This is a genomic window from Mycoplasma zalophi (assembly GCF_018914005.1).
Lineage (GTDB): Bacteria > Bacillota_I > Bacilli_A > Mycoplasmatales > Metamycoplasmataceae > Metamycoplasma > Metamycoplasma zalophi_A.
In genome coordinates, this window is record NZ_JAHMHI010000003.1 from 1 (window position 1) to 22,346 (window position 22,346).

Sequence of the window (22,346 nt, forward strand, 5' to 3'; positions counted from 1 at the left end):
TGAGGTTGATAGGCTGGAGGTGTAAGTGTAGTAATACATTCAGCTGACCAGTACTAATAAATTCAATGGTTTAATAGTTTATATTTTATGTTGGTAAATGTACAAGTTTTCTATTCAGTTTTCAGAGATCTAGCCACTTATGTGGTTTTTTTATTGCTTTTTTATAAAAAAACATAAGAACATAATAATTTGATATAATTTTAATTATGAAACAAATAAGGATAAATACTAAACAGAATTATTTAAAAAATAAAATTATTAAATTTCTCCAATTTCTTTTTTTGTATGTTTCTATAATTTTTTTATTTAGTATTCTTATTATTTTTTTGAAATATTTATCTGATAAAAATTATTTTCAATCTAGTATATTTATTTCTTATTGAACAATAAGCAGCATTTTAACAACTTTTGCTTGTACAACTTATCATTATATAAATTGAAAAAATGGTCAATTTCATTTCAAAATATTAACATGATTTAGTTTAATTCTTTTCATAATTATCAGTTTAATTTTCAGTTTTTCTTATTAAAAAACAATGATAAAAAAACTGATTTTTTTTATTTTTTTGTTATAATATTAAAGCAACTATTAGATTATGATACATAAGGTTATGATACACCGAGCTTAGTTGTTCTCTCGTGTATTAATCAATTTATGTTGAATCTGATCCAAAAATATGGACAAGGAGAACAAATTATGAAATTAAATATTAAACTAAAATCATTTGAACATGCATTAGTGGATAATGCTTCTGTTAAAATTGTAACTTTAGCTAATACTGATAAAGATGCAGTAGTTAGTGGACCTATTCCATTACCTACAAAAAGAGAAATTATCACAATTCTACGTTCAGTGCACGTTAATAAAAAATCTCGTGAACAATTTGAATCTAGAACTCATAAACGTTTAATTATTATTGATAACGTTTCTGAAAAATTACTAGATCAATTTAAACGTATTGAATTACCTGCAGGTGTTCAAATTACAATAAATACTGTTAAATAAAAACAGTTATATTTTTTTATTTTTATATATAAAAATCTATATTTAGTTATAAAAAAAACGAAAGGATAAATTATGAAAGGAATCTTAGGAAGAAAAGTTGGAATGACTCAATTATTCACAAACATGGGTGAACAAATTCCAGTTACAGTAATTGAAGTTAAACCAAATGTTGTTACTAAAGTTCTTACAGCTGATCATGATGGTTATGTTGCAACTCAAATCGCTGTAGAAGATAAAAAACAATCAAGAATTAAAAAACCTGAAATCAATAGATTCAAGCAAGCTAACACAACACCTAAGCGCTTCGTAAAAGAAATTCGTAACATGACAGGTTATGAATTAGGTCAAACAATTGACGCATCTCTTTTTGAAGCTGGAGAAATTGTTGATGTTACTTCAACTTCAAAAGGAAAAGGTTTTGCTGGAACTATTAAACGTCACAACCAAAAAATAGGACCTAAATCACATGGTGGTGGTGGAGGATCTAAACCAGTTCGTCAAACAGGTTCAATTGGGGATATTTCAGGGAATAAAGTTGTTAAAGGTATGACAATGCCAGGACATTTAGGAGCTGTTAAATCTACAATTCAAAACTTAGAAGTTGTTTATGTTGATGTTGAAAATAACTTATTAATTGTTAAAGGTTCAATACCTGGACCTAAAAAAGCTTTTGTAACTATTAAACAAAACGTTAAAGGGTTACCTGCTAAAGAAGCTATTACATTAGTTGATTTAAAAATAGCTTTAGAAAAAAATGAACTATTTGAACAAGCTAAAAAATATGGTGTTGAACTTGCAACAACTATGTCAATCAATGAAATGAAACAATTATTAAAAGAAGCTGAAGAAAAAGCTGCTGAAGCACAAAATAATGAAGAAGGAGAAAATTAATCATGGCAGAAACTAAAGAAACCAAAAAAACTGTTAAAAAAACAACTAAAACTACTTCTTCAACTAAAAAACCAACAACATCTAAAAAAACTACAACAACAAAAAGTACAACTAAAAAAACAACTGAAGTTAAAAAAACTCCAGTAGCTGTTAAAAAAACCAATACACCAGTTGAAACAAAAACTTTAAAATTTAATAAAGAAATATTAAATGATAGATTATTTGGATTAGAAACAGTTCACACTCAAGCAATATTTGATACTGTATTAAGTGATAGAGCAAGTCGTAGATTTTCAACTCACGCTGTAAAAAACAGAGGACAAGTTTCTGGAACTGGTAAAAAACCATGACAACAAAAAGGAACAGGTAGAGCAAGAGCGGGTTCATTACGTTCACCAATCTTCGTAGGTGGAGGAAGAGCTTTTGGACCAACAACTGCTAAAAACTATTCTTTAAAAGTTAACAAAAAAGTAAGAAGCTTAGCAATTAGAAGTGCGCTAAGTCAATTGGCAAAAGCTGAGCAAGTATTTGAATATGAATTCAAACTTGCAAAACCTTCTACTTCAACATTAGCTCAACAATTAAAAGAATTAAAATTAGATAATAATAAAGTTTTAATTGTAACAAGTGATTTAAACGTATTCTTAAGTGCAAGAAACTTAGAAAATGTAAAAACATTAAAAGTAACAAGTTTATCAGTTGAAGAATTATTAGCAACAGATTGCTTATTAATTAGTGAAACAGATTTAAAAATCTTAGAAAGTTTGGTTAAATAATGAATATTAATGAAGTTATTAAGTATCCAGTATTAACTGAAAAAACATATCAACAAATGCACGAACAAAATGTTTATACATTTGCAGTTGATAGAAGAACAAATAAAGTTGAAGTAAGAAAAGCAGTTGAATTTATTTTCAATGTAAAAGTTGAAAAAGTAAACATTATAAAAGTTTCTAAAAAACCAAAAAGAATTGGTCGTTTCCAAGGATTTACAAAAGCTTATAAAAAAGCATTAGTATATTTAGTTGATGGAAATAGTATTTCATTCTTCCCAAATGAAGAAGAAAATAAAAAAGAAGTAAATGCTTCAAAAGAAGAAACTACAAAAGAATTATCAGAAGCAGAAAAAAAAGCTGCTGCTAAAATTAAAAAAGTAACTGAAGAAAAAGACAATAAATAATTATTTTAGTTACATTAGAATTAATAAAAATTAATATAACTTAAAAGAAAACAATATTTTTAAGTACAAGGAGTAATAATGGCTATAAAACATTATAAGCCAACTTCTAATGGTAGACGTAATATGTCAAGCTTAGATTATAAAAATAATTTAAGTGGGCATAAACCAGAAAAATCACTACTAGTACCACTAAAAAAACATGCTGGTAGAAATCATAGTGGTATTATTACCACTCGTCACCATGGAGGTGGAAACAAAAGAAAATATCGTTTAATTGATTTTAAACGTAATAAAGATAACATCGAAGCTGTTGTAAAAACAATAGAATATGATCCAAACCGTAGTGCTAATATTTCATTATTAGTATATAAAGATGGAGAAAAACGTTACATTTTATCACCAAAAGGATTAAATGTAGGTAATGTTGTTGTTTCAGGAGAAAATGTTGATATTAAAGTAGGTAACTCTTTAGCATTAAAAAACATTCCTGATGGAACATTTGTTCACAATATAGAATTACAACCAAAACAAGGTGGAATTATTGCACGTAGTGCAGGAACAAGTGCACAAGTTTTAGGTAAAGAAGAAAACGGAAGATATGTAATTTTAAGACTAAAAAGTGGAGAAGTAAGAAAAGTATTAGCAGAATGTAGAGCAACAATTGGTATTGTAGGAAATGAAGAACACTCATTAGTTAATATAGGAAAAGCTGGACGTAATCGTCACTTAGGAATTAGACCAACAGTTCGTGGGTCAGCAATGAACCCTAACGATCACCCACATGGAGGAGGGGAAGGACGTCAACCAATCGGACGTAAATCACCACTTACACCATGAGGTAAAAAAGCTCTTGGAGTTAAAACACGTTCAACTAAGAAATCATCAAATAAATTAATTATCAGAAGAAGAAAGGCGAATAAATAATGGCTAGATCACTTAAAAAAGGTCCATTTGTAGATGAACATTTAATGAAAAAAGTTCAAGCTATTTTAGATGGTAAAGCACCTAAAAAACCAATTAAAACTTGAAGTCGTCGTTCAACAATTTTCCCAGATTTCATTGGACTAACATTCCAAGTACACAATGGTAAAATTTTTAATGATGTATTTGTTACAAACGATATGGTAGGACACAGATTAGGAGAATTCTCACCAACCCGTACATATACAGGACATGGTGCAGATAAAGGGAAGAAGAAATAATGAATAGCGCAAAAGCAAGTGTAAAAGTTCAAAGAATTTCTGCTTACAAAGCAAGATTAGTAGCTGACCTTATCCGTAACAAAAATACTCAAGAAGCAATTTCTATATTACAAACAACAAACAAAAAAGCAACAAAAATAATTTTAAAATTATTAAAAAGTGCAATCGCTAATGCAACAAACAACCATGGATTAGATGGACAAAAATTATATATTTCAAAAATTCTAGTAAATGAAGGACCAACATTAAAACGTTATCAACCGCATTCAAAAGGTAGAGCATTTCCAATTTTAAAAAGAACAAGTCACTTCTACATTGAAGTAAGCGAAAGAAACTAAGGAGAAATTTATGGGACAAAAAGTTAATCCAAATGGTTTTAGATACGGAATTTCTAAAGACCACAATACAAACTGATATTCAGATAAAGCAAAATACGCAGATCAATTAATTGAAGACCAAAAAATCTACCGTTTCTTTGACAAATTAGTTAGAAATTATCAAATCGGAAATGTACAAATTTTAAGAGATCAAAAAGAACATGTTATCGTTAAAGTTCACACAGCAAAACCTGGAGTTATTCTAGGAACAAACGGAGATAATGTTAAAGAATTAACACTAAAATTAAAAAAATATCTTCGTAATAGAAAAATTAATTTAAACATTGAAGTTGTTGAATTAAAAAATCCTGATTTAAATGCAAAATTATTAGCTGAAGGTATTGCAGAAAAATTAGAAAACCGTGGAAGCTTTAGATTAGCACAAAAATTTGCTATTCGTTTAGCTATGAAAGCTGGAGCTAAAGGTATTAAAACCGCAGTTTCAGGTCGTTTAAACGGTGTTGATATGGCACGTAAAGAAGGATATAATGAAGGTGAAATGAAACTTCATACCTTACGTCAAGATGTAGACTACGCAACTGCAACAGCAAGAACAACATACGGAGCTCTAGGAATTAAAGTTTGAGTATCATTGGGAGAAAAACAATTACAAGGAGATAAAGATGTTACAACCAAAAAGAACTAAACACCGTAAAATGTTTAGAATTCGTCACGACAAAATAAAAGCAGGACGTGGAAATAAAGTTTCATTTGGAGAATTTGGACTTCAAGCAAAAACAAGTGCTTGAGTAACTGCAAGACAAATCGAAGCAGCCCGTATCGCTATTACTCGTCGTATGGGACGTGAAGGACAAGTATTTATCAGAATTTTCCCACATATGTCAAAAACATCTAAACCTATTGGAGTTCGTATGGGTTCAGGTAAAGGTAGCCCAGAAGAATGAGTATCAGTAGTAAAAGTTGACACAATGATGTTTGAAGTTAAAGGTGTTAGCGAAGCTATTGCTATGGATGCATTACGTCTAGGTGGTCACAAACTACCAGTAAAATGAAAGATTATTAAAAAAGAAGAAGGAGTTAACTAATGAAATACCAAGATCTTAAATCAAAAAGTATTGAAGAATTAAATAATTTAGTTACTGACTATAAAGCTAATCTTTTTACATTACGTTTTAAAGCAAGAACAGGACAATTAGAACAAAACCACAAAATTAAAGATATCAAAAGAGATATTGCTCGTGTTTTAACAGCATTAAATGAAAAAATGTCATCAGGAGAAACAAAATAATGGAAAGAACAAATAACCGTAAGGTATTATCAGGAAAAGTTGTTTCAAATAAAAATGATAAAACAGTTATCGTTTTAGTTGAAACATATATTAAACACCCTAAATATAACAAACGTTTCAAAAAATCAAAACGTTTTGCAGTTCACGACGAAAACAATCAAGCTAAATTAAACGATATTGTAAAAATTCAAGAAACTCGTCCACTTTCAAAAACAAAGCACTTTAGATTAGTTGAAGTTTTAGAACAATCACAAGAAGGAGATGAATAATCTATGATACAAGAATTATCAAGAGCTAATGTTGCTGATAACTCAGGAGCAAAAGAAGTAGGAATTATTCGTAACCTAGGTGGATCTGTTAAAAAGTTTTCTAATATTGGAGATATCGTAATTTGTTCAGTTAAAAAAGCAATTCCTAATGGAATGGTTAAAGAAGGACAAATTGTTAAAGCTGTTGTTGTTAGAACTCGTTATGGTCTACAAAGATCAAATGGAACATATATTCGTTTCGATGATAATGCTGTAGTAATTATAAAAGATGATAAAACACCAAGAGGAACACGGGTATTTGGGCCTGTAGCACGTGAATTACGTGATAAAGGTTATCTAAAAATCGTTTCTTTAGCTCCGGAGGTATTATAATGGCTAGTCAAAAAATTCGTAAAAACGATACAGTAGTTGTTATAAGTGGTGCTTATAAAGGTAAAGTTTCTACTGTTTTAGCTTTAGATCCAAAAAATAATTTAGTAACATTAAAAGACGTAAACAAAAAAACAAAACACATCAAACCAAATCAACAAAATCAAGACGGTGGAATTGAAATTAAAGAATTCCCAATTCATATCTCAAACGTTGCTATTTTAGTGAAAAAAGGTACAGCTTCAACACCTGCTACATATTCAAGAGTAGGATTTAGCATTGACAAAAACAACAAAAAACAAAGAGTTGTTAAAAAAACAAATAAAACATTTTAATTAAATTAAGGAAGTATCATGAATAAATTACAACAAAAATATTTAGAAGTAACTAGAAAAGAACTTCAAGAAAAATTTAATTACAAAAGTTCAATGCAAATACCACACATCGAAAAAATAGTATTAAATATGACAGCAGGAAACGAAGTTACTAATTCAAAAGCAATCGAAGAAGTTAATAATGAATTAATGTTAATATCAGGACAAAAACCAACACAAACAGTTGCTAAAAAATCATTAGCAAGTTGAAAATTACGTGAAGGAATGCCGATGGGTTCAAAAGTTACTTTACGTAGAGAAAAAATGTGATCATTTTTAACAAAATTATTAGAAGTTGCATTACCTCGTGTAAGAGACTTCCGTGGAGTTAATCCAAAAAGTTTTGACGGTAGAGGAAACTACGCAATAGGAATAAAAGAAGAAATCATTTTCCCAGAAATTAGTTTCGATAAAGTAAGAAAGTTAAAAGGTTTAGACGTAATCATTGTAACAAGTGCAAAAACAAATGAAGAAGCATATGCACTTCTAAAAAGTTTAGGTATGCCTTTTGGTAAAGGAGAATAATAAATAATGGCTAAAAAATCATTAATCGTTAAATCACATAAAACACCAAAATTCTCAACAAGAGCATATACACGTTGTGAATTATGTGGACGTCCACATGCAGTATTAAGAAAATATAAAATTTGCCGTATTTGCTTTAGAAATTTAGCACACGAAGGTAAATTACCAGGAATTAAGAAAGCGAGTTGATAATTATGGCAATTATAACTGATCCAATAGCAGATATGTTTGTAAGAATTAACAATGCAAGAGCTCGTAAAATGAGAGATGTTATTGTTCCTCATTCACTTAAAAAAGTAGCTATTTTAGAAATTTTTAAACGTGAAGGATACATTGTTGATTTCAAAGAAACAATGCAAGATAACCACAAACATATTGTTGTATCATTAAAATATAAAGGTTTTACAGGTTCACAAAGTGTTATTAATGGACTTAAAAAAGTTTCAAAACCAGGACTTAAAGTTTATGCAAGTGCTAAAACACTTCCAAGAGTTTTAAGTGGATATGGAACTGCAATTATTTCAACATCAAAAGGTTTATTAACCGATAAAGAAGCTAGAAAGGAAAATGTAGGTGGAGAAGTAATCGCCTTCATTTGATAATATGTCTAGAGTAGGAAAAAGAATTTTAGAAATACCTGCTAATGTTGAAATTACTATCACAAATAACACAGCACAAGTAAAAGGACCTAAAGGAACATTAGAATATACATTTAATCCATTAATCAGCGTTTTAGTTGAAAATAATACTGTAACAACTCAACGTAAAAATGAAGAAAAACATACTAAACAATTACACGGAACCACAAACTCTTTACTAGCATCAATGTTAAAAGGTGTTAGTGAAGGATTTACAAAAGAAATCGAAATTATCGGGGTTGGATACAAAGCAACTCAAAAGGGAAATCAAATCGAAGTTATTGCGGGATATAGTCACCCAGTATTAGTTGATATACCTGAAAACTTAGATGTTAAAGTTGTAAAACCAACTTACATTACTATTTCAGGAATTGATAAACAAGCTGTTGGTCAATTCGCAGCAATATTAAGAGATATTCGTCGTCCAAGTCCTTATTCAGGAAAAGGAATTATGTATAAAGGTGAAAAAATTCGTCGTAAAGAAGGGAAAACTGCTTCTAAATAATAAGCAGAAAGGTAAAATATTATGCAAAAATCAAGAAAAGATAGACGTGTTACAAAACACATGAAAATTAGAATGCATTTACAAGGTACAGCTGATGTTCCACGTGTAACTGTATTTAAATCACTACACAATTTTTATGCACAATTAATAAATGACGAAACACATACAACTTTAGCAGCTTCATCAACAAAAGCATTATCTCTTACAACTAATAATATTGAAGCAGTCAAAACTGTAGCAAAAGATTTTGCAACAAAATTAAAAAACAAAAATGTTACAAAAATTGTTTTTGATCGTTCAGGATATATTTATCATGGTAAAGTGGCAGCATTTGCTGAAACACTACGTGAAGAAGGGATTAATTTCTAATGACAAATAATTTAGAAGAAACTCAAGTTTTAACAAACGAAGAAACAACAAAAGTAGTTAAAAACACACACAAAAACAATTTTAAAGCAAAAGAAAATGATCAAGAAAAAACAGAATTTAGACGTGAAAAAAGACCAAATTCTCGTTTTAATAAACAAGATAAAGATGCAAGAAGATCAACAAGAAGACCTAGAGAATTTAACGCTGTAAATTCAGAATTTGAAGAAAAAGTTGTTAATATAGCTCGTGTTACTGTTGTTGTTAAAGGGGGAAGACGTTTTAGTTTTTCAGCTTATGTATCAGTTGGTAACAAAAAAGGAAAAATTGGATTTGGACACGGTAAAGCAAACGAAGTTCAAGATGCAATTAAAAAAGCAGTTAAAGATGCACATAAAAACATTTTTGAAGTTCCTATTGTTAATGGAACAATTCCTCATGAAATGCAAGCTAAGTTTTTAGCTTCTAAAGTTCAACTACGTCCTGCACGTAAAGGGGCTGGAATCATTGCTTCAAATACAGTGCGTAGCGTTGTAGAATTAGCGGGATATACAGACATCTCTACAAAAACTTACGGTTCAAGAAATAAACAAAATATTGTTTATGCAACAATTAAAGCCTTAAAAAACTTAAAAACAGCTAAAGAAATTGCTGAATTAAGAGATATTAAAGTAAGTGATTTATAGTATTTAAGGAGTAAAAATGCAAAAATTAAATAATCTTAAATATACAGAAGGCGCAAGAAAAGATAAACACCGTGTAGGTAGAGGGCATGCTGCTGGTAAAGGGAAACAAGCTGGTAGAGGACAAAGTGGACAAACAAAACGTAACAATGTACGTCTAGGATTTGAAGGGGGACAAAACCCATGATTCAGACGTTTACCAAAAAGAGGATTTAAAAATGTAAATCATATTGAATTTCAAGTTGTTAATTTAGATCAACTAGAAATTAAATTTGAAAAAAATGAAACAGTAAGTTTCGAAACTTTATTTAATAAAGGTTTAATTAAACATTATGATCAACCTGTTAAAATTTTAGGACGTGGAGAAATTACAAAACCACTAGTTTTAACAGATATTGATAAAATTTCTAAAACAGCCGAAGACGCAATTGTTAAAGCTGGAGGAAAAATCGAGGTTGAATAATGAACAAAACTACCAAAGATCAAAAAACTCAGTCTCAAAAACTAAAAAAATTAAGTTTTGATTCTAGGTTTGTTAAATTTAAGAATAGTTATAATGATTTTTGAAAAAATCATGATTTAATAAAAAAAGTAATTTTTACTATATTCTTATTAACTATCTTTGTAGCAGCAGGAACAATTACTATTCCTGGTATCCATTTAGTAAATCAAGATAAATTAAATGGAGGAGATTTTTTAGGAATCTTAAATTTAGTAGGTGGTGGAGGGCTTAGAAATTTTAGTGTTGTAGCTCTAGGAATTAGTCCATTTATTACCGCTAGTTTAATTATGATGATTTTACAAACTAAAATATTTCCACCAATATATAGACTAAGTCAATCCGGTCCCCAAGGACGAATCAAAATTAATATAATTACAAGATTCGCAACCTTAATATTTGCAATTATTCAAGCAATTGTGTTAACAAAAGCCTTAAAAAACCCCAAAACAGGGTTTGGGATCAGAATTATTAGTGAATTAGATACAAATACTTATGCTTATTTCATCTTACCTTTAATTTTAATAGCTGGAAGCTTGTTTGCATTATTTTTAGGTGAGTTAATAACAAATAAAGGTGTTGGAAATGGAACTAGTTTAATAATATTTGCAGGTATTGCTTCCAATTTAATTCCAACATTTAAAAATGCTTTTGAATTTCTTGTAACAAGTTCAAAAACAGAATCATTAGTATTTAAAGAATTAATTAACTTTAGTGTTTATTTAATTTCATATAGTTTAGTTATATTTGTTGTAGGGTATTTCTACTTAGCAGAAAGACACATCCCTATTCAACAAGTAGGAGCTGGTCTTTCTAAAAATGAAAAAGAATTATCTTATTTACCATTAAAAGCAAACCCTGCAGGTATTATGTCGGTAATTTTCTCATTGATGGTACTAAGTCTACCAACAATGATTGCTGGATTATTTAATCCTGCTACAAGTTCATATTACAATTGAATTTATACTAATTTTCAAATGACACAACCTGTTGGTTTCTTTCTATTTATTGTAATTACATTTGCATTTACTTTGCTAATGGGGTTACAACAATCAAAAATAGATAAAATTTCAGAAGACTTTGCAAAAAGCTCAACATTTATTCCTGGTATTAGACCAGGTGAACAAACTGAAGATTACTTAATTACAAAAATTTTAAATTTAAGTTATTTTTCAAGTATATATTTAATTATTATTGGTGCGATGCGTTATGTAGAAGAAATGCTACACCTACCAGCTAATATAGCTTTTGGGGGAACAGGGTTAATGATTTTGGTTTCAGTTACAATTGAAACATTACAACAAGTTCAAGCCCGTTACAAAACCCAAGAGTTATCAAGAAAACGTAAAAAAATTCTACATAGTCTTGAAAATGGAGAAGAAGGTGATTTATTATGATAAAAACATATAAAGATCTAAATTTAATATTTTTAGGAGCACCTGGTGCTGGAAAAGGTACTGTAGCAAATCAACTAGTATTAAATGATGAATTTATTCAAGTTTCAACTGGTGAGATACTAAGAGAAGAAATTAGAAATCAAACCAAACTTGGATTAGAAGCGCAAGCTATTATGAGTCGTGGTGATTATGTAAGCGATGATATCGTAAATGAAATTATTAAGGCAAAATTAAATAAACTAACATCTCTTAATAAACATTTCATTTTAGATGGTTATCCACGAACATTAGCACAAGTAAATTTTTTAGAATCACTTGAATTTACTAAAATAGATTATGTTATTTTATTAAATATTGAACAAGACGTGATTTTAGAGAGATTAACAAATCGAAGAATTTGTCAAAATTGTGGCGCAACATATCACTTAATTTCTAAAAAACCTCAGGTAGAAAATATATGTGATGAATGTAAAAATCCTTTAATACAAAGAAAAGATGATCAACCCGATGTTATTTTAAAAAGATTAGATGTCTTTACACAACAAACAAAACCATTGATTGATACCTATAAACAAAAAGGTAATTTGATTGAAATCAATGCAAATCAAGATATAGAAGATGTTTATTTAGATATTAAAAATAAACTAATAGAATCAATACAAAATGATTTTAATTAAAAACCCTCAAGAAATAAAAGACATCAAAAAATCTTGTGCTATCCTGGCAGAAGTAAAAACCATCTTATGAAACTTCATAAGACCAGGTGTTTCTTTAAAAGAAATAGATAGCATCGCTTTTAAAGAAATTAAGAAAAGAAATGCAAAGCCTGCTTTTTTAGGACAATATGGATTTAAACATACTTTATGTATTAGTGTAAATGAAGAATTAATCCATGGAATTCCTAGTGATAGAATCTTAAAAGATGGTGATTTAGTAAAAGTTGATATGGGTGCAATTTGAAATGGAATGTATTCAGATAGTGCTTTTACTAAATATGTAGGAGATAATCCTAGTGTAGAAGATTTAAATTTAATAAAAGTGGCAAAAGATGCTTTTATGGCCGGATTTAAAGAGGTTAAAGTCGGCAAAAGAATAGGTGATATAAGTCATGCAATTGGTAAGGTAATCAAAGAAGCAGGATATTATACACCTTTAGAATATACAGGTCATGGCATTGGTCGTTCTTTACATGAAGATCCTTATGTATATAATGACGGAAAAAAAGATACCGGACCTTTAATAAGAAATGGTATGGTAATTTGTATTGAACCAATGATTTTACAAAAAACCTACAAAACAAAAGTTTTAAAAGATGGCTGAACAGTAGTAAGTTCATCAGGATTGAAATCCAGCCATTATGAACAAACAATTCTTATTGAAAATGATAAAGCAATCATTTTAACAGGAGATAATATTTAATGGCAAAAGATGCAATCAAAATGACAGGTAAAGTAACTAAAGTTCATTCAACAAAAAATTTCATTGTACAACTTGAAAACGGAATTGAAATCCAAGCAACAACAAGTGGTAAAATGGCGCTTCACAACATCAGAATAATTAATGGTGATACTGTGGATGTTGAAATGAGTCCTTATGATTTATCAAAAGGAAGAATAGTTTATCGTCATAAATAACGAAAGGAAATCGCATGAAAGTTCGCGCTTCTATCAAACGAATTTGCAAAGATTGCAAAGTTATAAAAAGAAATGGTACAAATCGTATTATTTGTATTAACCCAAAACATAAACAAAGACAAGGATAAAAAAATATGGCTAGAGTTTTAAACGTTGAAATTCCTAACAATAAACGTGTAGTTATTTCTTTAACTTACATATTAGGAATCGGTCGTTCTACATCAGAAGATATTTTAAAAGAAGCTAATATTGATGAAAATATTAGAGTAAAAGATCTAAGTGAAGAACAATTAACCAAAATTCGTGACATTGCTAAAAAATACTTAACAGAAGGTGATTTACGTCGTGAAACCCAATTAAACATTAAACGTTTAATGGAAATTAAATCATATCGTGGTTTAAGACACCGTAAAGGATTACCTGTTCGTGGGCAATCAACACAAAAAAATGCTCGTACAAGAAAGGGACCTCGCAAAACCGTAGCAGGTAAGAAAGGTAAATAATAATGGCTAAAAAACAAAAGAAAATTGTTACCAGTGGTATAGCACATATCCATTCTACTTACCAAAATACCATTGTTTCATTCTCAGATGAAGCTGGAAATGTTTTTGCTTGATCATCTTCAGGAGCAATTGGTTATAAAGGTACAAAGAAAAAAACACCTTATGCAGCTGGATTAGCTGCTCAAGCAGCTTTAGAAAAAGCATTAGAATTTGGATTAAAAGAAGTTAAGATACTTGTTAAAGGTGTTGGTGCTGGTAAATCAACAGCTAGAAAACAAATTGAAGCTTCAGGTTTATTAATTAAAGAAATTAAAGATGTTACACCTGTTCCTCACAATGGTACACGTCCACCTAAAAAAATATTAAAAAGAAAGTAGAACTTAATTAATTATGGAAAAAATGACCAAAATTCATTACGCAGAATTAACAACTGAAAAAATTAACGAATGTGATAGTACTTTTTCATTACAACCTTTATCAAGAGGGTTTGCTGATACATTAGGAACCGCATTACGTAGAACATTATTATCATCAATCACATCATGCTCTATTTTTGCAGTAAAAATAGCAAATGTTCACCACGAATTTGAAATTTTAAGTGGACTTAGAGAAGATATTGTTACTTTATTAGGTAATTTAAGACATATTCGTTTTAAATATAATAAAGAACTTTTTGAAGAACCTAACACAGTAGTTAAAGTTTCATTTAATTTTTCAGGTAAAAAAATAATTTACGCTGGAGATATTCAAACCGATGCATTAGAAATCGTAAATACAGATTTATATATCGCTGAAATTGAAGAAGGTGGACAATTACAAGTTGATCTATTTATAAAAAGCGGTAGAGGATATGTTGATTTTGAAGAAAACAAAAAAGTTGTTGCAGCATTAGGATCAAAATTAGACAGTAAAATAACAAATGGACAAATTTTAACAGTTGATAGTGATTTTAGCCCTGTTAAAAAAATTAGTTACGAAGTACAAGAATTAAATAGTTCAAGTACAATTATTGAAGAAGAATTAATTTTACATGTTGCTGTTGATGGGACAATAGCAGCAGCTGAGGCATTATCACAAGCATCACAAATATTAATTGCTCATTTACAAATTATTGGAAATGTTGATAATATTCAAGAAATTAGACTATTTGAAGATGTTGCACAAGAAAAAGAAAATAATGAAATGCGTTCAATGGATATTGAAAAATTAGGTCTAACTATTAGATCAAAAAATGCATTACATCGTGCAGGATACTATAAGGTTGATGATCTATTAAATTTAACTGAAGATGAATTATCTAACATTAAAAACTTAGGTAAAAAATCAGTTGATGATATAGTTAAGAAAATTAATACTTTCAGAGAAAATTTAAATAAAGGAGACGAATAATGGCAAATCCTGTGCAATTATACAGACGTAATTCAGAGTGAAGAAACCATGTGGAACGTTCTTTAGTAACCGATGTTTTAGTTAAAGGTAAAGTTGAAACTACATTAGCAAGAGCAAAACAACTACGTCGTAAAGTTGATAAAATGATTACAAAAGCTAAGAAAAATACTTTAGCTTCTCGTCGTCAAGTTGCAAGTTATTTAAGAAATATTCAAGCAACAGCAGATAAAGACGCAGTTCAATATGTATTTGATGTTTTAGGACCTCGTTATAAAGATCGTAACGGTGGATACTGCAGAATAATTAAAAAAGGATTCCGTCAAGGTGATGGATCTGAAATGGCAATTTTACAATTAGTTTAATATTTATAATTTATAAACTAATTTTAAATTACTACTAATTATTAAGGAGAAATATTATGGCTATAGTTCCAAAGAGAAAAACATCAAAACAACGTAAACATTTACGTCGTTCACATCATGCTTTAACAAAAAATACATTTAATTCATGTTCAAATTGTGGTCAAGTAGTTTTACCACACAGAATTTGTGAAAACTGTGGTTTTTACAATGGTAAAAAAGTTGAAGGTTTCAAAGCTAAACAAGATAAATAATCCAAAAATTAAGCACCAGAAAATTCTGGTGCTTTTTTATATATTTTTTTGCAATTATAAAAATAACACAAAAAATGTGCAAATAAAATTTTAAATTTTGTATAATTTAGGTGATAGTGGGGAGAAGTGGGAATGTATGGAAATTACGAGCGTACTTTAGATGAAAAAAACCGCATAGTTGTTCCGGTTAAATTCCGTGAAGAATTAGGTAATAATTTTTTCATTACTTTTGGTTTAGATAATTCTCTTACCTTAAGAAGTCAAGAAGAATTTAATAAATTAACCAAAAAGCTAACAGAAAATAACATGTTAGATAAAAACATGCGTCAATTTAACCGTTTTATTCTTTCAAATACAGAAGAAATAAAATTGGATAAAAGTGGTCGCTTTGTAATTCCTACAAGATTCCTTGAACGCGCTGCTATCAAAAAAGATATTATTTTCATTGGAGTTGGTAATGTATCTGAAATATTTGCAAAAGAAATATATGATCAAGATATAAAATCAATCGATGAAACACAAGAATTTGACAATCTAGCGCAACTACTTTTTGAAAGTGGAGCTAAGTTATAAAACACATTCCAGTTCTTCTTAAAAAAAGCATTGATGCTTTAGATATAAAAGAAGACGGTATATACGTTGATTTAACATTAGGACGCGCAGGACATAGTCAAGAAATATTAAAAAAACTGTCAACAGGACATCTTTATTGTTTTGATAAAGATCAACAAGCAATAGATGAATCAAAACCTTTACTTGAAAAAATATCACCAAATTTTACGTTGATCAAATCAGATTTTAGAAATTTTGATGAAGAATTAGCAAAATTAAATATTTTAAAAGTAGATGGTATTTTAGCAGATTTAGGTGTATCTAGTCCGCAACTAGATGATTTCACAAGAGGATTTAGTTATTCAAAAGATTCTCGTTTAGATATGAGAATGGATAAAGAACAAGAATTAGATGCACATTATATTGTTAATAATTACGAAGAACAAACTTTAAAACATTTATTACAAAATAACGCTGATGTAAAGCTTGCATGAAAAGTTGCGAAAGCCATTTGTGATAATAGACCTATAGATACAACTTTGCAATTATCAAATATAATAAAAAATGCTTATCCAGCTTATTTATTAAGACAAAAAAATCCTTTAAAAGCAGTTTTTCAAGCAATAAGAATAGAAGTTAACGGAGAACTTGAATCACTTAAAATTATGTTATCCAAAGTGGAAAAAATGCTAAATAAAAATGGTATTTTAGCCATAATAAGTTTTCATTCTATTGAAGATAAAGTGATTAAAACATTTTTTAACTCTTTAAAATTGGAAGTTTCAACTTATAAATTGCCTATTCAAATGCAAGAAAATTATAAGATGAAAAAAATCATTGTTTCTGATCAAGAAAAAGACGATAATTATCGTTCAAGAAGTGCAATACTAAGAACACTTCAAAAATTAATAGATTAATGGAATTAAGATGGAAAGAAAAGTAATTGTTGTTATAAAAGAAAATTTCGCAAAATTTACTATTTGTGCTTTTGAAAGTATAAATGGTGATTTTGCAATAATACTATCTCATTCCATTAATAAAAATCAAGAACATGAAAAAATAATTAAGACATTTAAAGACTATATTGAAGAAATTCAAAATATTACCGGTGGTAATGTTAAAAATATAATTTATTTAATAAATGATCCTAATTATTTTTATACAAATAAGTATGCTTTAAATTTAAATAATAAATTCATTGATTTTAGCAAAATTGATTTAAATTCAATAATAAATCACCTTAAGCAAGACACAATCGATTTTTTAGCTTGTTATCAAGTAAATGATATTCAAGCAATAAAAAAAGACAATAGCATATTGCAAACAAAAGATTTAAAATTGATACTTTCACAGGAAATAAAATCTTTAAAAGCAACTGTAACTAGATATTTTATTAAACAAAACGCGTATAAAAATGCGCAAAATCTAGCTAAAAAATTATCTTTAAATATAGAAAAAATGATTATTGGTCCACAACTAGAAACTCTTTATGTTTCTAATCTAAAAAATCAAGATCAAAAAATTCTTATAAATATTTCAGAAGATAATGTTTTATTATCTTCTGTAAAAAACAAAGCTATTCAAGAAAAAATAACACTTAACTTTGGAACAAATATTTTAATTTCAAAATTAGCAAATGAATTAAATATAACTTCTTATGAAGCACAATGTTTAATTGCAAATTACAATCATTTAGAAAATGATTTACAATTACCTTTTCTATTTAGAAAAGATAAAACCCTACAAGTTATTGATAAATTTATAAAAGAATTTTATAAAAAAATTTCTTTAAAAATAACTTGTATGTTAAATTTATCGAATATTTTAGACTTTTCAAATACAAAACTTGTTATTTTAGAATCTAAAATTCTAAGTCAAACAACTTCACAACAAGTACTATCTTTATTAAATCCCGATAATAAAGTAGAATTAATTCAAGATTATAAACTACCTATTTATAAATATAAAAATTTCAATAACTTAGTTTTAATTAATTATTTAAACTTAAATATCTCTGATCAAGACATTACCAATACATATACAATTAATACTCAAACTATTGAAAATATTAAATTTAAAAAACAAACGATCATTAAAAATTTTATTAAAAGAATATTCACTGTGTAGGAGAAAAAATGGAAACATCACAATCAAATAAATTATCAGAAACCATCGAAGCCACTGCTTCTATAAAAATAGTTGGAGTAGGTGGAGCTGGAAATAATTCATTAAAAAGTTTAATGGATGTGCAACTACCTGGGGTTGAATTTGTTGCAGTTAATACTGATAAACAAGCCTTAAAAGAATTTCCTAACAAAGAAATTTGCCTACAAATAGGTGATGAACATGGACGTGGAGCAGGAGCTGACCCTGAAATGGGAAAACAAGCAGCAATCGATGCACGTAATGATATAAAAGATCGTTTAAAAAATACAGAACTTGTAATAATAGCTGCTGGTATGGGTGGGGGAACTGGAACAGGTGCTTCACCAGAAATTGCCAAAATAGCTAAAGAAAACAGTTCATTAACAATAGCGGTTGTAACAATGCCTTTCATTTTTGAAGGTAGAAAAAGAACAGAAGTCGCAATACAAGGGTTAGAAAAACTAAAAAAAGAAGTTGATGCATATATTATAGTAAGTAATGAAAAACTTCTAAATGCATTTGGTGAATTACCAATAGATGAAAGTTGAAAATATTCAAATATAACCTTAAAACAATTAATTAGATCTATTATTGATATTACTGTATTACCTTCATATATCAATTTAGATTTTGCTGATTTACAAAATTTAATTAAGAAAAATCCAGGTGAGTTAGTAGTTGGAATTGGAAAAGCAACCGGAAAAGATAAAGCTGAAAAAGCTGTTTCACATGCTTTAAAGAGCCCTATTATTGAATCAAATATTATGGGTGCAACACAATGCATAGTTCATATTTCTGTGGGAAATAATGCAACACTAAAAGATATTAGTGATGTATCACAATTCATGAATAAAATCATGAATAAAGAAGTTGATATGATATTTGGATATAATAAAATCGAAAGTGAAAATAAAGAACAAGATGATAGTCTTGTTGTAACTATTATAGCTGCTGGAATCAAAGAAGAATTTAAAAAAGATACTCAAGCAATAAGACAAGAAGTTAATCAACAAATGGAAAAATCATTAGAATCTTCACATAATAAAAGCATCGAAAATGATGAAGAAGATATCACTCTAGAAAATGAAAATAATTCTGAAAATAACAAAGGTTTATTTGATTTCTTTAAATAAAACGATGTCTTAGAAGTTTTTAAGAAACATAAAAAACCAATTATAATTCCCGAGATTTTCTCGGGATTTTTTATTTGCTTTGTATTTTGATTTTTTGAATATTTATATATAATTTTATATTATAAAGGAGTTTTATGGCAAACAAAATGACACCCACTCAATTAGCTAGTAAATTATGAGATTCAGCTAATGAATTAAGAAAAAATTTTGATTCAAAAAAATATAAAGATATAATTTTGAGTTTAATATTTTATAAATTTCTTTCACAAACAATTATTGATTGATTTTGAGAAAATGAAGGCATAACATATGAAGAAATAAAAGAATTTGACAATTCTCCAGATGAAAATATTCAAAAACTAATTTTAGATGAAAAAGGTTATTATATACCTTATAAATTTTTATTTCATACTTGAATTAATAATTCAAGTGAAGATGAAAAACTTTCAATAGATCTTTTTAATTCTGCATTAGCTTCATTTGACAAAAGTGTACAAGATACACAAGATGATAATTTCATTCAATTGTATGATGGAATTTTAAAACCATTAAAAGATAATTATGAACAAACAACAGTAAGCGATAAACGTGCAACCGAAAATAATTTAAAACAATTGATAAAAAAAATCGATGAAATCCCCACAGGAAAACAAGATTATGATTTATTAGGTTATATTTATGAATATTTCATTGGAAAATTTGCAAGTACATCAGCAAAAGAAGATGGTCAATATTATACACCGCATGAAGTATCTGATTTAATGTCTGAAATAATTTCAAATCATTTAAAAGATCGTAAAGAAATTTCAATTTATGACCCTACTTCAGGTTCAGGTTCATTACTTTTAAATATTGGTAAAACTTACCAAAAAATGACTGGAAATGAAAACAACATCACATATTATGCACAAGACGTATTACAAGAAGCATATACAACTACAAGAATGAATCTACTAATGTCAGGAATTGAACCTAGTAAAATTCATGTAAGCATGGGAGATACTTTAAAAAGAGATTGACCATTTATAAAAGATAAAATAACTGATATGAATACATCACAAAAATTAGATGCAGTTATTTCAAATCCACCTTATTCTCTAAACTGAGATCCAGAAAATGCAGCTAATGATCCTCGTTTTATAAACTATGGTTTAGCACCTAAATCTAAAGCTGATTTTGCGTTTTTATTACATTCATATCACCATTTAGATACAGATGGAATTATGGCCATTGTTTTACCTCATGGAGTATTATTTAGAGGAAATAGTGAAAAAAGCATTCGTGAACAATTAATTAAAAATCATGCAATTGATACCATTATTGGTTTACCTGATAACATGTTTTTTAATACCAATATTTCAACAATTATTATGATTCTTAAAAAAGATCAAAAAGAAACAGATGGTTCAATTCAATTCATCGATGCTTCACAACTATATGAAAAGAAAGATAAATTTAAAAAATTCAATGTTTCACACATTAAAAAGATTTCACATGCAATTATAAACAAAACTAATATTGAAAACTTTTCTAGAGTTGTTAGTTTAGAAGAAATCGAAGCTAATGATTATAATTTAAATATTTCAAGATATATAGAAAACTTTGAAACACCAAAAGAATTTGATTTATTTGCTTCTTTAAATGCAAAAATACCACAAAAAGAAATTGATGAATTTTCTCAATTTTGAAATATTTTTCCTAATTTAAAAAACAAAATCTTCAATCAAGATTTAGAACATAAAAATTACAGTATCTTTAAAGATGTTGATTCATTAGATAGTTTAATATTAGAAGATGAAGAAGTTAAAAATTATTTAAATGATTTTAATGATAATTTATCAAACTTAAAAGAATTTATTAAATCTAGATTTAGTAATTTACATACATTTGCAACTGTAGAAAAATTCAAGTTCCAAAAAGAATTTGATGATTTATTTTTTAGAAGTTACAATCACCTGGATTTAATTGATAAATATGAACTATACCAAATTATTCATCAAATAAATGATACCGTTTTAGATGATGTACAAATTCTTTCAGAGTTTAATGTAACTGACAACTTTGCAAAAAATAATCAAGATGAAATCTTTGAAGATATTGAAAAAAAATCTAAAAAAGATGAAAACAAAACCATTCTTAAAAAAGAATTTTTAATAAATCAATTCTTTTTAGACAAACAACAAGAAATAGAGGAATTAAATGCACAAAAAGAAGAATTAGCTTCAGAAATTTCAGAACTTAAAGATAGCAAAACTGAAAATGATTCAGATGAAGATATCAGTAAAATAAATAAAGAAATAAAAGCGTTAGATGCTCAAGCTAAAAAAATTAAAACAACAATCGATACTTTAACAAACGAAATTACAAACAACTTAAACGAAAAAATTCAAAACTTAACAAATGAAGAATTTTTAAATTTACTATATGTTAAATGAACAGAAACTTCATTTACTAAAATTTCAAATAAAGTAGATGAAATTTTAAATGAATTTATTTCAAATCTTAAAAATTTATACGATAAATACAACGAAACAATGTCAGATTTAGATGCTCAAATTAAAGAGAATGAAAAAGAATTAAGTTCTCTATTAAAAGAATTAAAAGCTGAAAATGAATCTGATGCGCTAGCAATAGAAGAATTAATAAAATTATTAGAAGGCAAATAAAATGGATGATAAAAAAAGTTTAGTGCCTTCAATAAGATTTAAAGAATTCACTAACGTTTGGTTTCAAGACAAGGTGAAAAATCTATTTAAAATTACAAGAGGACAAGTTTTAAACACTAATAAATTAAAAGAATTTCCATCTGAAAAATATAAGTACCCTGTGTTTTCGTCGAAAACTATA

34 protein-coding genes and 2 pseudogenes are annotated in these 22,346 nt (G+C 27.9%); all 36 read left to right on the plus strand.

Translation table 4 applies throughout. The features are described 5' to 3' along the window. Nucleotides 1–697: 697 nt before the first annotated feature. Entirely contained in the window at nucleotides 698–1,006 is a 309-nt protein-coding gene (rpsJ, locus tag KQ877_RS03270; protein WP_246529895.1) for a 30S ribosomal protein S10, read from the plus strand. 72 nt (nucleotides 1,007–1,078) lie between these two features. Further along, a pseudogene (gene rplC, locus KQ877_RS03275) lies at nucleotides 1,079–1,756 on the plus strand (50S ribosomal protein L3); the annotation flags it as partial. Between the two features lie 143 nt (nucleotides 1,757–1,899). Continuing rightward, nucleotides 1,900–2,673 carry a 50S ribosomal protein L4 gene (gene rplD / locus KQ877_RS03280; protein WP_216489250.1) on the plus strand — a complete coding sequence of 258 codons (774 nt, stop codon included), beginning with the start codon at nucleotides 1,900–1,902 and terminating at the stop codon, nucleotides 2,671–2,673. Continuing rightward, entirely contained in the window at nucleotides 2,673–3,077 is a 405-nt protein-coding gene (gene rplW / locus KQ877_RS03285) for a 50S ribosomal protein L23 (protein ID WP_216489251.1), read from the plus strand. Before rplD ends, rplW begins: the two co-directional genes overlap by 1 nt. A gap of 78 nt (nucleotides 3,078–3,155) precedes the next feature. Beyond that, nucleotides 3,156–4,001 (plus strand): 50S ribosomal protein L2, encoded by an 846-nt coding sequence (rplB, locus tag KQ877_RS03290; RefSeq protein ID WP_216489252.1) that lies wholly within the window; start codon nucleotides 3,156–3,158, stop codon nucleotides 3,999–4,001. Next, nucleotides 4,001–4,279: a 30S ribosomal protein S19 gene (gene rpsS / locus KQ877_RS03295; RefSeq protein ID WP_171112548.1), complete on the plus strand. Its 279-nt coding sequence runs from the start codon at nucleotides 4,001–4,003 to the stop codon at nucleotides 4,277–4,279. The genes rplB and rpsS overlap by 1 nt, the downstream gene beginning before the upstream one ends. Further along, nucleotides 4,279–4,617 (plus strand): 50S ribosomal protein L22, encoded by a 339-nt coding sequence (gene rplV, locus KQ877_RS03300; RefSeq protein ID WP_216489253.1) that lies wholly within the window; start codon nucleotides 4,279–4,281, stop codon nucleotides 4,615–4,617. The genes rpsS and rplV overlap by 1 nt, the downstream gene beginning before the upstream one ends. Before the next feature lie 10 nt (nucleotides 4,618–4,627). Continuing rightward, entirely contained in the window at nucleotides 4,628–5,302 is a 675-nt protein-coding gene (gene rpsC, locus KQ877_RS03305) for a 30S ribosomal protein S3 (RefSeq protein WP_216536031.1), read from the plus strand. Then, on the plus strand, nucleotides 5,280–5,702 hold the full coding sequence (rplP, locus tag KQ877_RS03310; protein ID WP_216489255.1) for a 50S ribosomal protein L16: 423 nt from the start codon (nucleotides 5,280–5,282) through the stop codon (nucleotides 5,700–5,702). The genes rpsC and rplP overlap by 23 nt, the downstream gene beginning before the upstream one ends. Further along, nucleotides 5,702–5,905 (plus strand): 50S ribosomal protein L29, encoded by a 204-nt coding sequence (rpmC, locus tag KQ877_RS03315; RefSeq protein ID WP_216489256.1) that lies wholly within the window; start codon nucleotides 5,702–5,704, stop codon nucleotides 5,903–5,905. The genes rplP and rpmC overlap by 1 nt, the downstream gene beginning before the upstream one ends. Further along, nucleotides 5,905–6,174 (plus strand): 30S ribosomal protein S17, encoded by a 270-nt coding sequence (gene rpsQ / locus KQ877_RS03320; RefSeq protein ID WP_216489257.1) that lies wholly within the window; start codon nucleotides 5,905–5,907, stop codon nucleotides 6,172–6,174. The genes rpmC and rpsQ overlap by 1 nt, the downstream gene beginning before the upstream one ends. A gap of 3 nt (nucleotides 6,175–6,177) precedes the next feature. Further along, the gene (gene rplN, locus KQ877_RS03325) at nucleotides 6,178–6,546 is read left to right on the plus strand and encodes a 50S ribosomal protein L14 (protein WP_216489259.1); all 369 of its coding nucleotides are present in this window, start codon (nucleotides 6,178–6,180) and stop codon (nucleotides 6,544–6,546) included. Further along, nucleotides 6,546–6,878 (plus strand): 50S ribosomal protein L24, encoded by a 333-nt coding sequence (gene rplX, locus KQ877_RS03330; protein WP_216489261.1) that lies wholly within the window; start codon nucleotides 6,546–6,548, stop codon nucleotides 6,876–6,878. Before rplN ends, rplX begins: the two co-directional genes overlap by 1 nt. A gap of 15 nt (nucleotides 6,879–6,893) precedes the next feature. Beyond that, complete coding sequence (gene rplE, locus KQ877_RS03335) at nucleotides 6,894–7,442, plus strand: 50S ribosomal protein L5 (protein WP_373422496.1); 549 nt, start codon at nucleotides 6,894–6,896, stop codon at nucleotides 7,440–7,442. 6 nt (nucleotides 7,443–7,448) lie between these two features. Then, on the plus strand, nucleotides 7,449–7,634 hold the full coding sequence (locus KQ877_RS03340; protein ID WP_216489265.1) for a type Z 30S ribosomal protein S14: 186 nt from the start codon (nucleotides 7,449–7,451) through the stop codon (nucleotides 7,632–7,634). Nucleotides 7,635–7,642: 8 nt separating this feature from the next. Next, entirely contained in the window at nucleotides 7,643–8,044 is a 402-nt protein-coding gene (gene rpsH, locus KQ877_RS03345; RefSeq protein WP_444875231.1) for a 30S ribosomal protein S8, read from the plus strand. 1 nt (nucleotide 8,045) lies between these two features. Next, complete coding sequence (rplF, locus tag KQ877_RS03350) at nucleotides 8,046–8,585, plus strand: 50S ribosomal protein L6 (protein WP_216489270.1); 540 nt, start codon at nucleotides 8,046–8,048, stop codon at nucleotides 8,583–8,585. A gap of 21 nt (nucleotides 8,586–8,606) precedes the next feature. Further along, complete coding sequence (gene rplR / locus KQ877_RS03355) at nucleotides 8,607–8,954, plus strand: 50S ribosomal protein L18 (protein WP_216489272.1); 348 nt, start codon at nucleotides 8,607–8,609, stop codon at nucleotides 8,952–8,954. After that, complete coding sequence (gene rpsE, locus KQ877_RS03360) at nucleotides 8,954–9,637, plus strand: 30S ribosomal protein S5 (protein ID WP_216489274.1); 684 nt, start codon at nucleotides 8,954–8,956, stop codon at nucleotides 9,635–9,637. The genes rplR and rpsE overlap by 1 nt, the downstream gene beginning before the upstream one ends. A 16-nt stretch (nucleotides 9,638–9,653) precedes the next feature. After that, nucleotides 9,654–10,097, plus strand: coding sequence for a 50S ribosomal protein L15 (rplO, locus tag KQ877_RS03365; RefSeq protein ID WP_216489276.1), 444 nt, complete (start codon nucleotides 9,654–9,656; stop codon nucleotides 10,095–10,097). Beyond that, a complete protein-coding gene (gene secY / locus KQ877_RS03370; protein ID WP_216489278.1) occupies nucleotides 10,097–11,533 on the plus strand; it encodes a preprotein translocase subunit SecY in 1,437 nt (478 codons plus the stop codon). Before rplO ends, secY begins: the two co-directional genes overlap by 1 nt. Beyond that, nucleotides 11,527–12,207, plus strand: coding sequence for an adenylate kinase (locus tag KQ877_RS03375; protein ID WP_216489280.1), 681 nt, complete (start codon nucleotides 11,527–11,529; stop codon nucleotides 12,205–12,207). The genes secY and KQ877_RS03375 overlap by 7 nt, the downstream gene beginning before the upstream one ends. Beyond that, entirely contained in the window at nucleotides 12,194–12,949 is a 756-nt protein-coding gene (map, locus tag KQ877_RS03380; protein WP_216536033.1) for a type I methionyl aminopeptidase, read from the plus strand. Before KQ877_RS03375 ends, map begins: the two co-directional genes overlap by 14 nt. Then, nucleotides 12,949–13,164 carry a translation initiation factor IF-1 gene (infA, locus tag KQ877_RS03385; protein WP_216489284.1) on the plus strand — a complete coding sequence of 72 codons (216 nt, stop codon included), beginning with the start codon at nucleotides 12,949–12,951 and terminating at the stop codon, nucleotides 13,162–13,164. Before map ends, infA begins: the two co-directional genes overlap by 1 nt. A gap of 14 nt (nucleotides 13,165–13,178) precedes the next feature. Next, nucleotides 13,179–13,292: a 50S ribosomal protein L36 gene (rpmJ, locus tag KQ877_RS03390; protein ID WP_169605176.1), complete on the plus strand. Its 114-nt coding sequence runs from the start codon at nucleotides 13,179–13,181 to the stop codon at nucleotides 13,290–13,292. Between the two features lie 6 nt (nucleotides 13,293–13,298). After that, nucleotides 13,299–13,667, plus strand: coding sequence for a 30S ribosomal protein S13 (gene rpsM / locus KQ877_RS03395; RefSeq protein WP_216489286.1), 369 nt, complete (start codon nucleotides 13,299–13,301; stop codon nucleotides 13,665–13,667). 2 nt (nucleotides 13,668–13,669) lie between these two features. After that, entirely contained in the window at nucleotides 13,670–14,044 is a 375-nt protein-coding gene (rpsK, locus tag KQ877_RS03400) for a 30S ribosomal protein S11 (protein WP_216489289.1), read from the plus strand. A 13-nt stretch (nucleotides 14,045–14,057) separates the two neighbouring features. Next, entirely contained in the window at nucleotides 14,058–15,056 is a 999-nt protein-coding gene (locus KQ877_RS03405; RefSeq protein WP_216489291.1) for a DNA-directed RNA polymerase subunit alpha, read from the plus strand. After that, entirely contained in the window at nucleotides 15,056–15,418 is a 363-nt protein-coding gene (rplQ, locus tag KQ877_RS03410) for a 50S ribosomal protein L17 (RefSeq protein ID WP_216489293.1), read from the plus strand. The genes KQ877_RS03405 and rplQ overlap by 1 nt, the downstream gene beginning before the upstream one ends. A gap of 56 nt (nucleotides 15,419–15,474) precedes the next feature. Beyond that, nucleotides 15,475–15,669, plus strand: coding sequence for a 50S ribosomal protein L32 (gene rpmF / locus KQ877_RS03415; protein WP_216489295.1), 195 nt, complete (start codon nucleotides 15,475–15,477; stop codon nucleotides 15,667–15,669). A 132-nt stretch (nucleotides 15,670–15,801) separates the two neighbouring features. Next, complete coding sequence (mraZ, locus tag KQ877_RS03420) at nucleotides 15,802–16,242, plus strand: division/cell wall cluster transcriptional repressor MraZ (RefSeq protein WP_216489297.1); 441 nt, start codon at nucleotides 15,802–15,804, stop codon at nucleotides 16,240–16,242. Nucleotides 16,243–16,247: 5 nt separating this feature from the next. After that, nucleotides 16,248–17,138, plus strand: coding sequence for a 16S rRNA (cytosine(1402)-N(4))-methyltransferase RsmH (gene rsmH / locus KQ877_RS03425; protein ID WP_373422497.1), 891 nt, complete (start codon nucleotides 16,248–16,250; stop codon nucleotides 17,136–17,138). A 10-nt stretch (nucleotides 17,139–17,148) separates the two neighbouring features. Next, complete coding sequence (locus KQ877_RS03430; protein ID WP_216489299.1) at nucleotides 17,149–18,348, plus strand: hypothetical protein; 1,200 nt, start codon at nucleotides 17,149–17,151, stop codon at nucleotides 18,346–18,348. 8 nt (nucleotides 18,349–18,356) lie between these two features. Further along, on the plus strand, nucleotides 18,357–19,499 hold the full coding sequence (gene ftsZ / locus KQ877_RS03435; protein ID WP_216536034.1) for a cell division protein FtsZ: 1,143 nt from the start codon (nucleotides 18,357–18,359) through the stop codon (nucleotides 19,497–19,499). Nucleotides 19,500–19,633: 134 nt separating this feature from the next. Continuing rightward, on the plus strand, nucleotides 19,634–22,165 hold the full coding sequence (locus KQ877_RS04310) for a type I restriction-modification system subunit M (protein WP_216536035.1): 2,532 nt from the start codon (nucleotides 19,634–19,636) through the stop codon (nucleotides 22,163–22,165). A gap of 1 nt (nucleotide 22,166) precedes the next feature. After that, nucleotides 22,167–22,346, plus strand: a pseudogene (locus KQ877_RS03445) (hypothetical protein); the annotation flags it as partial.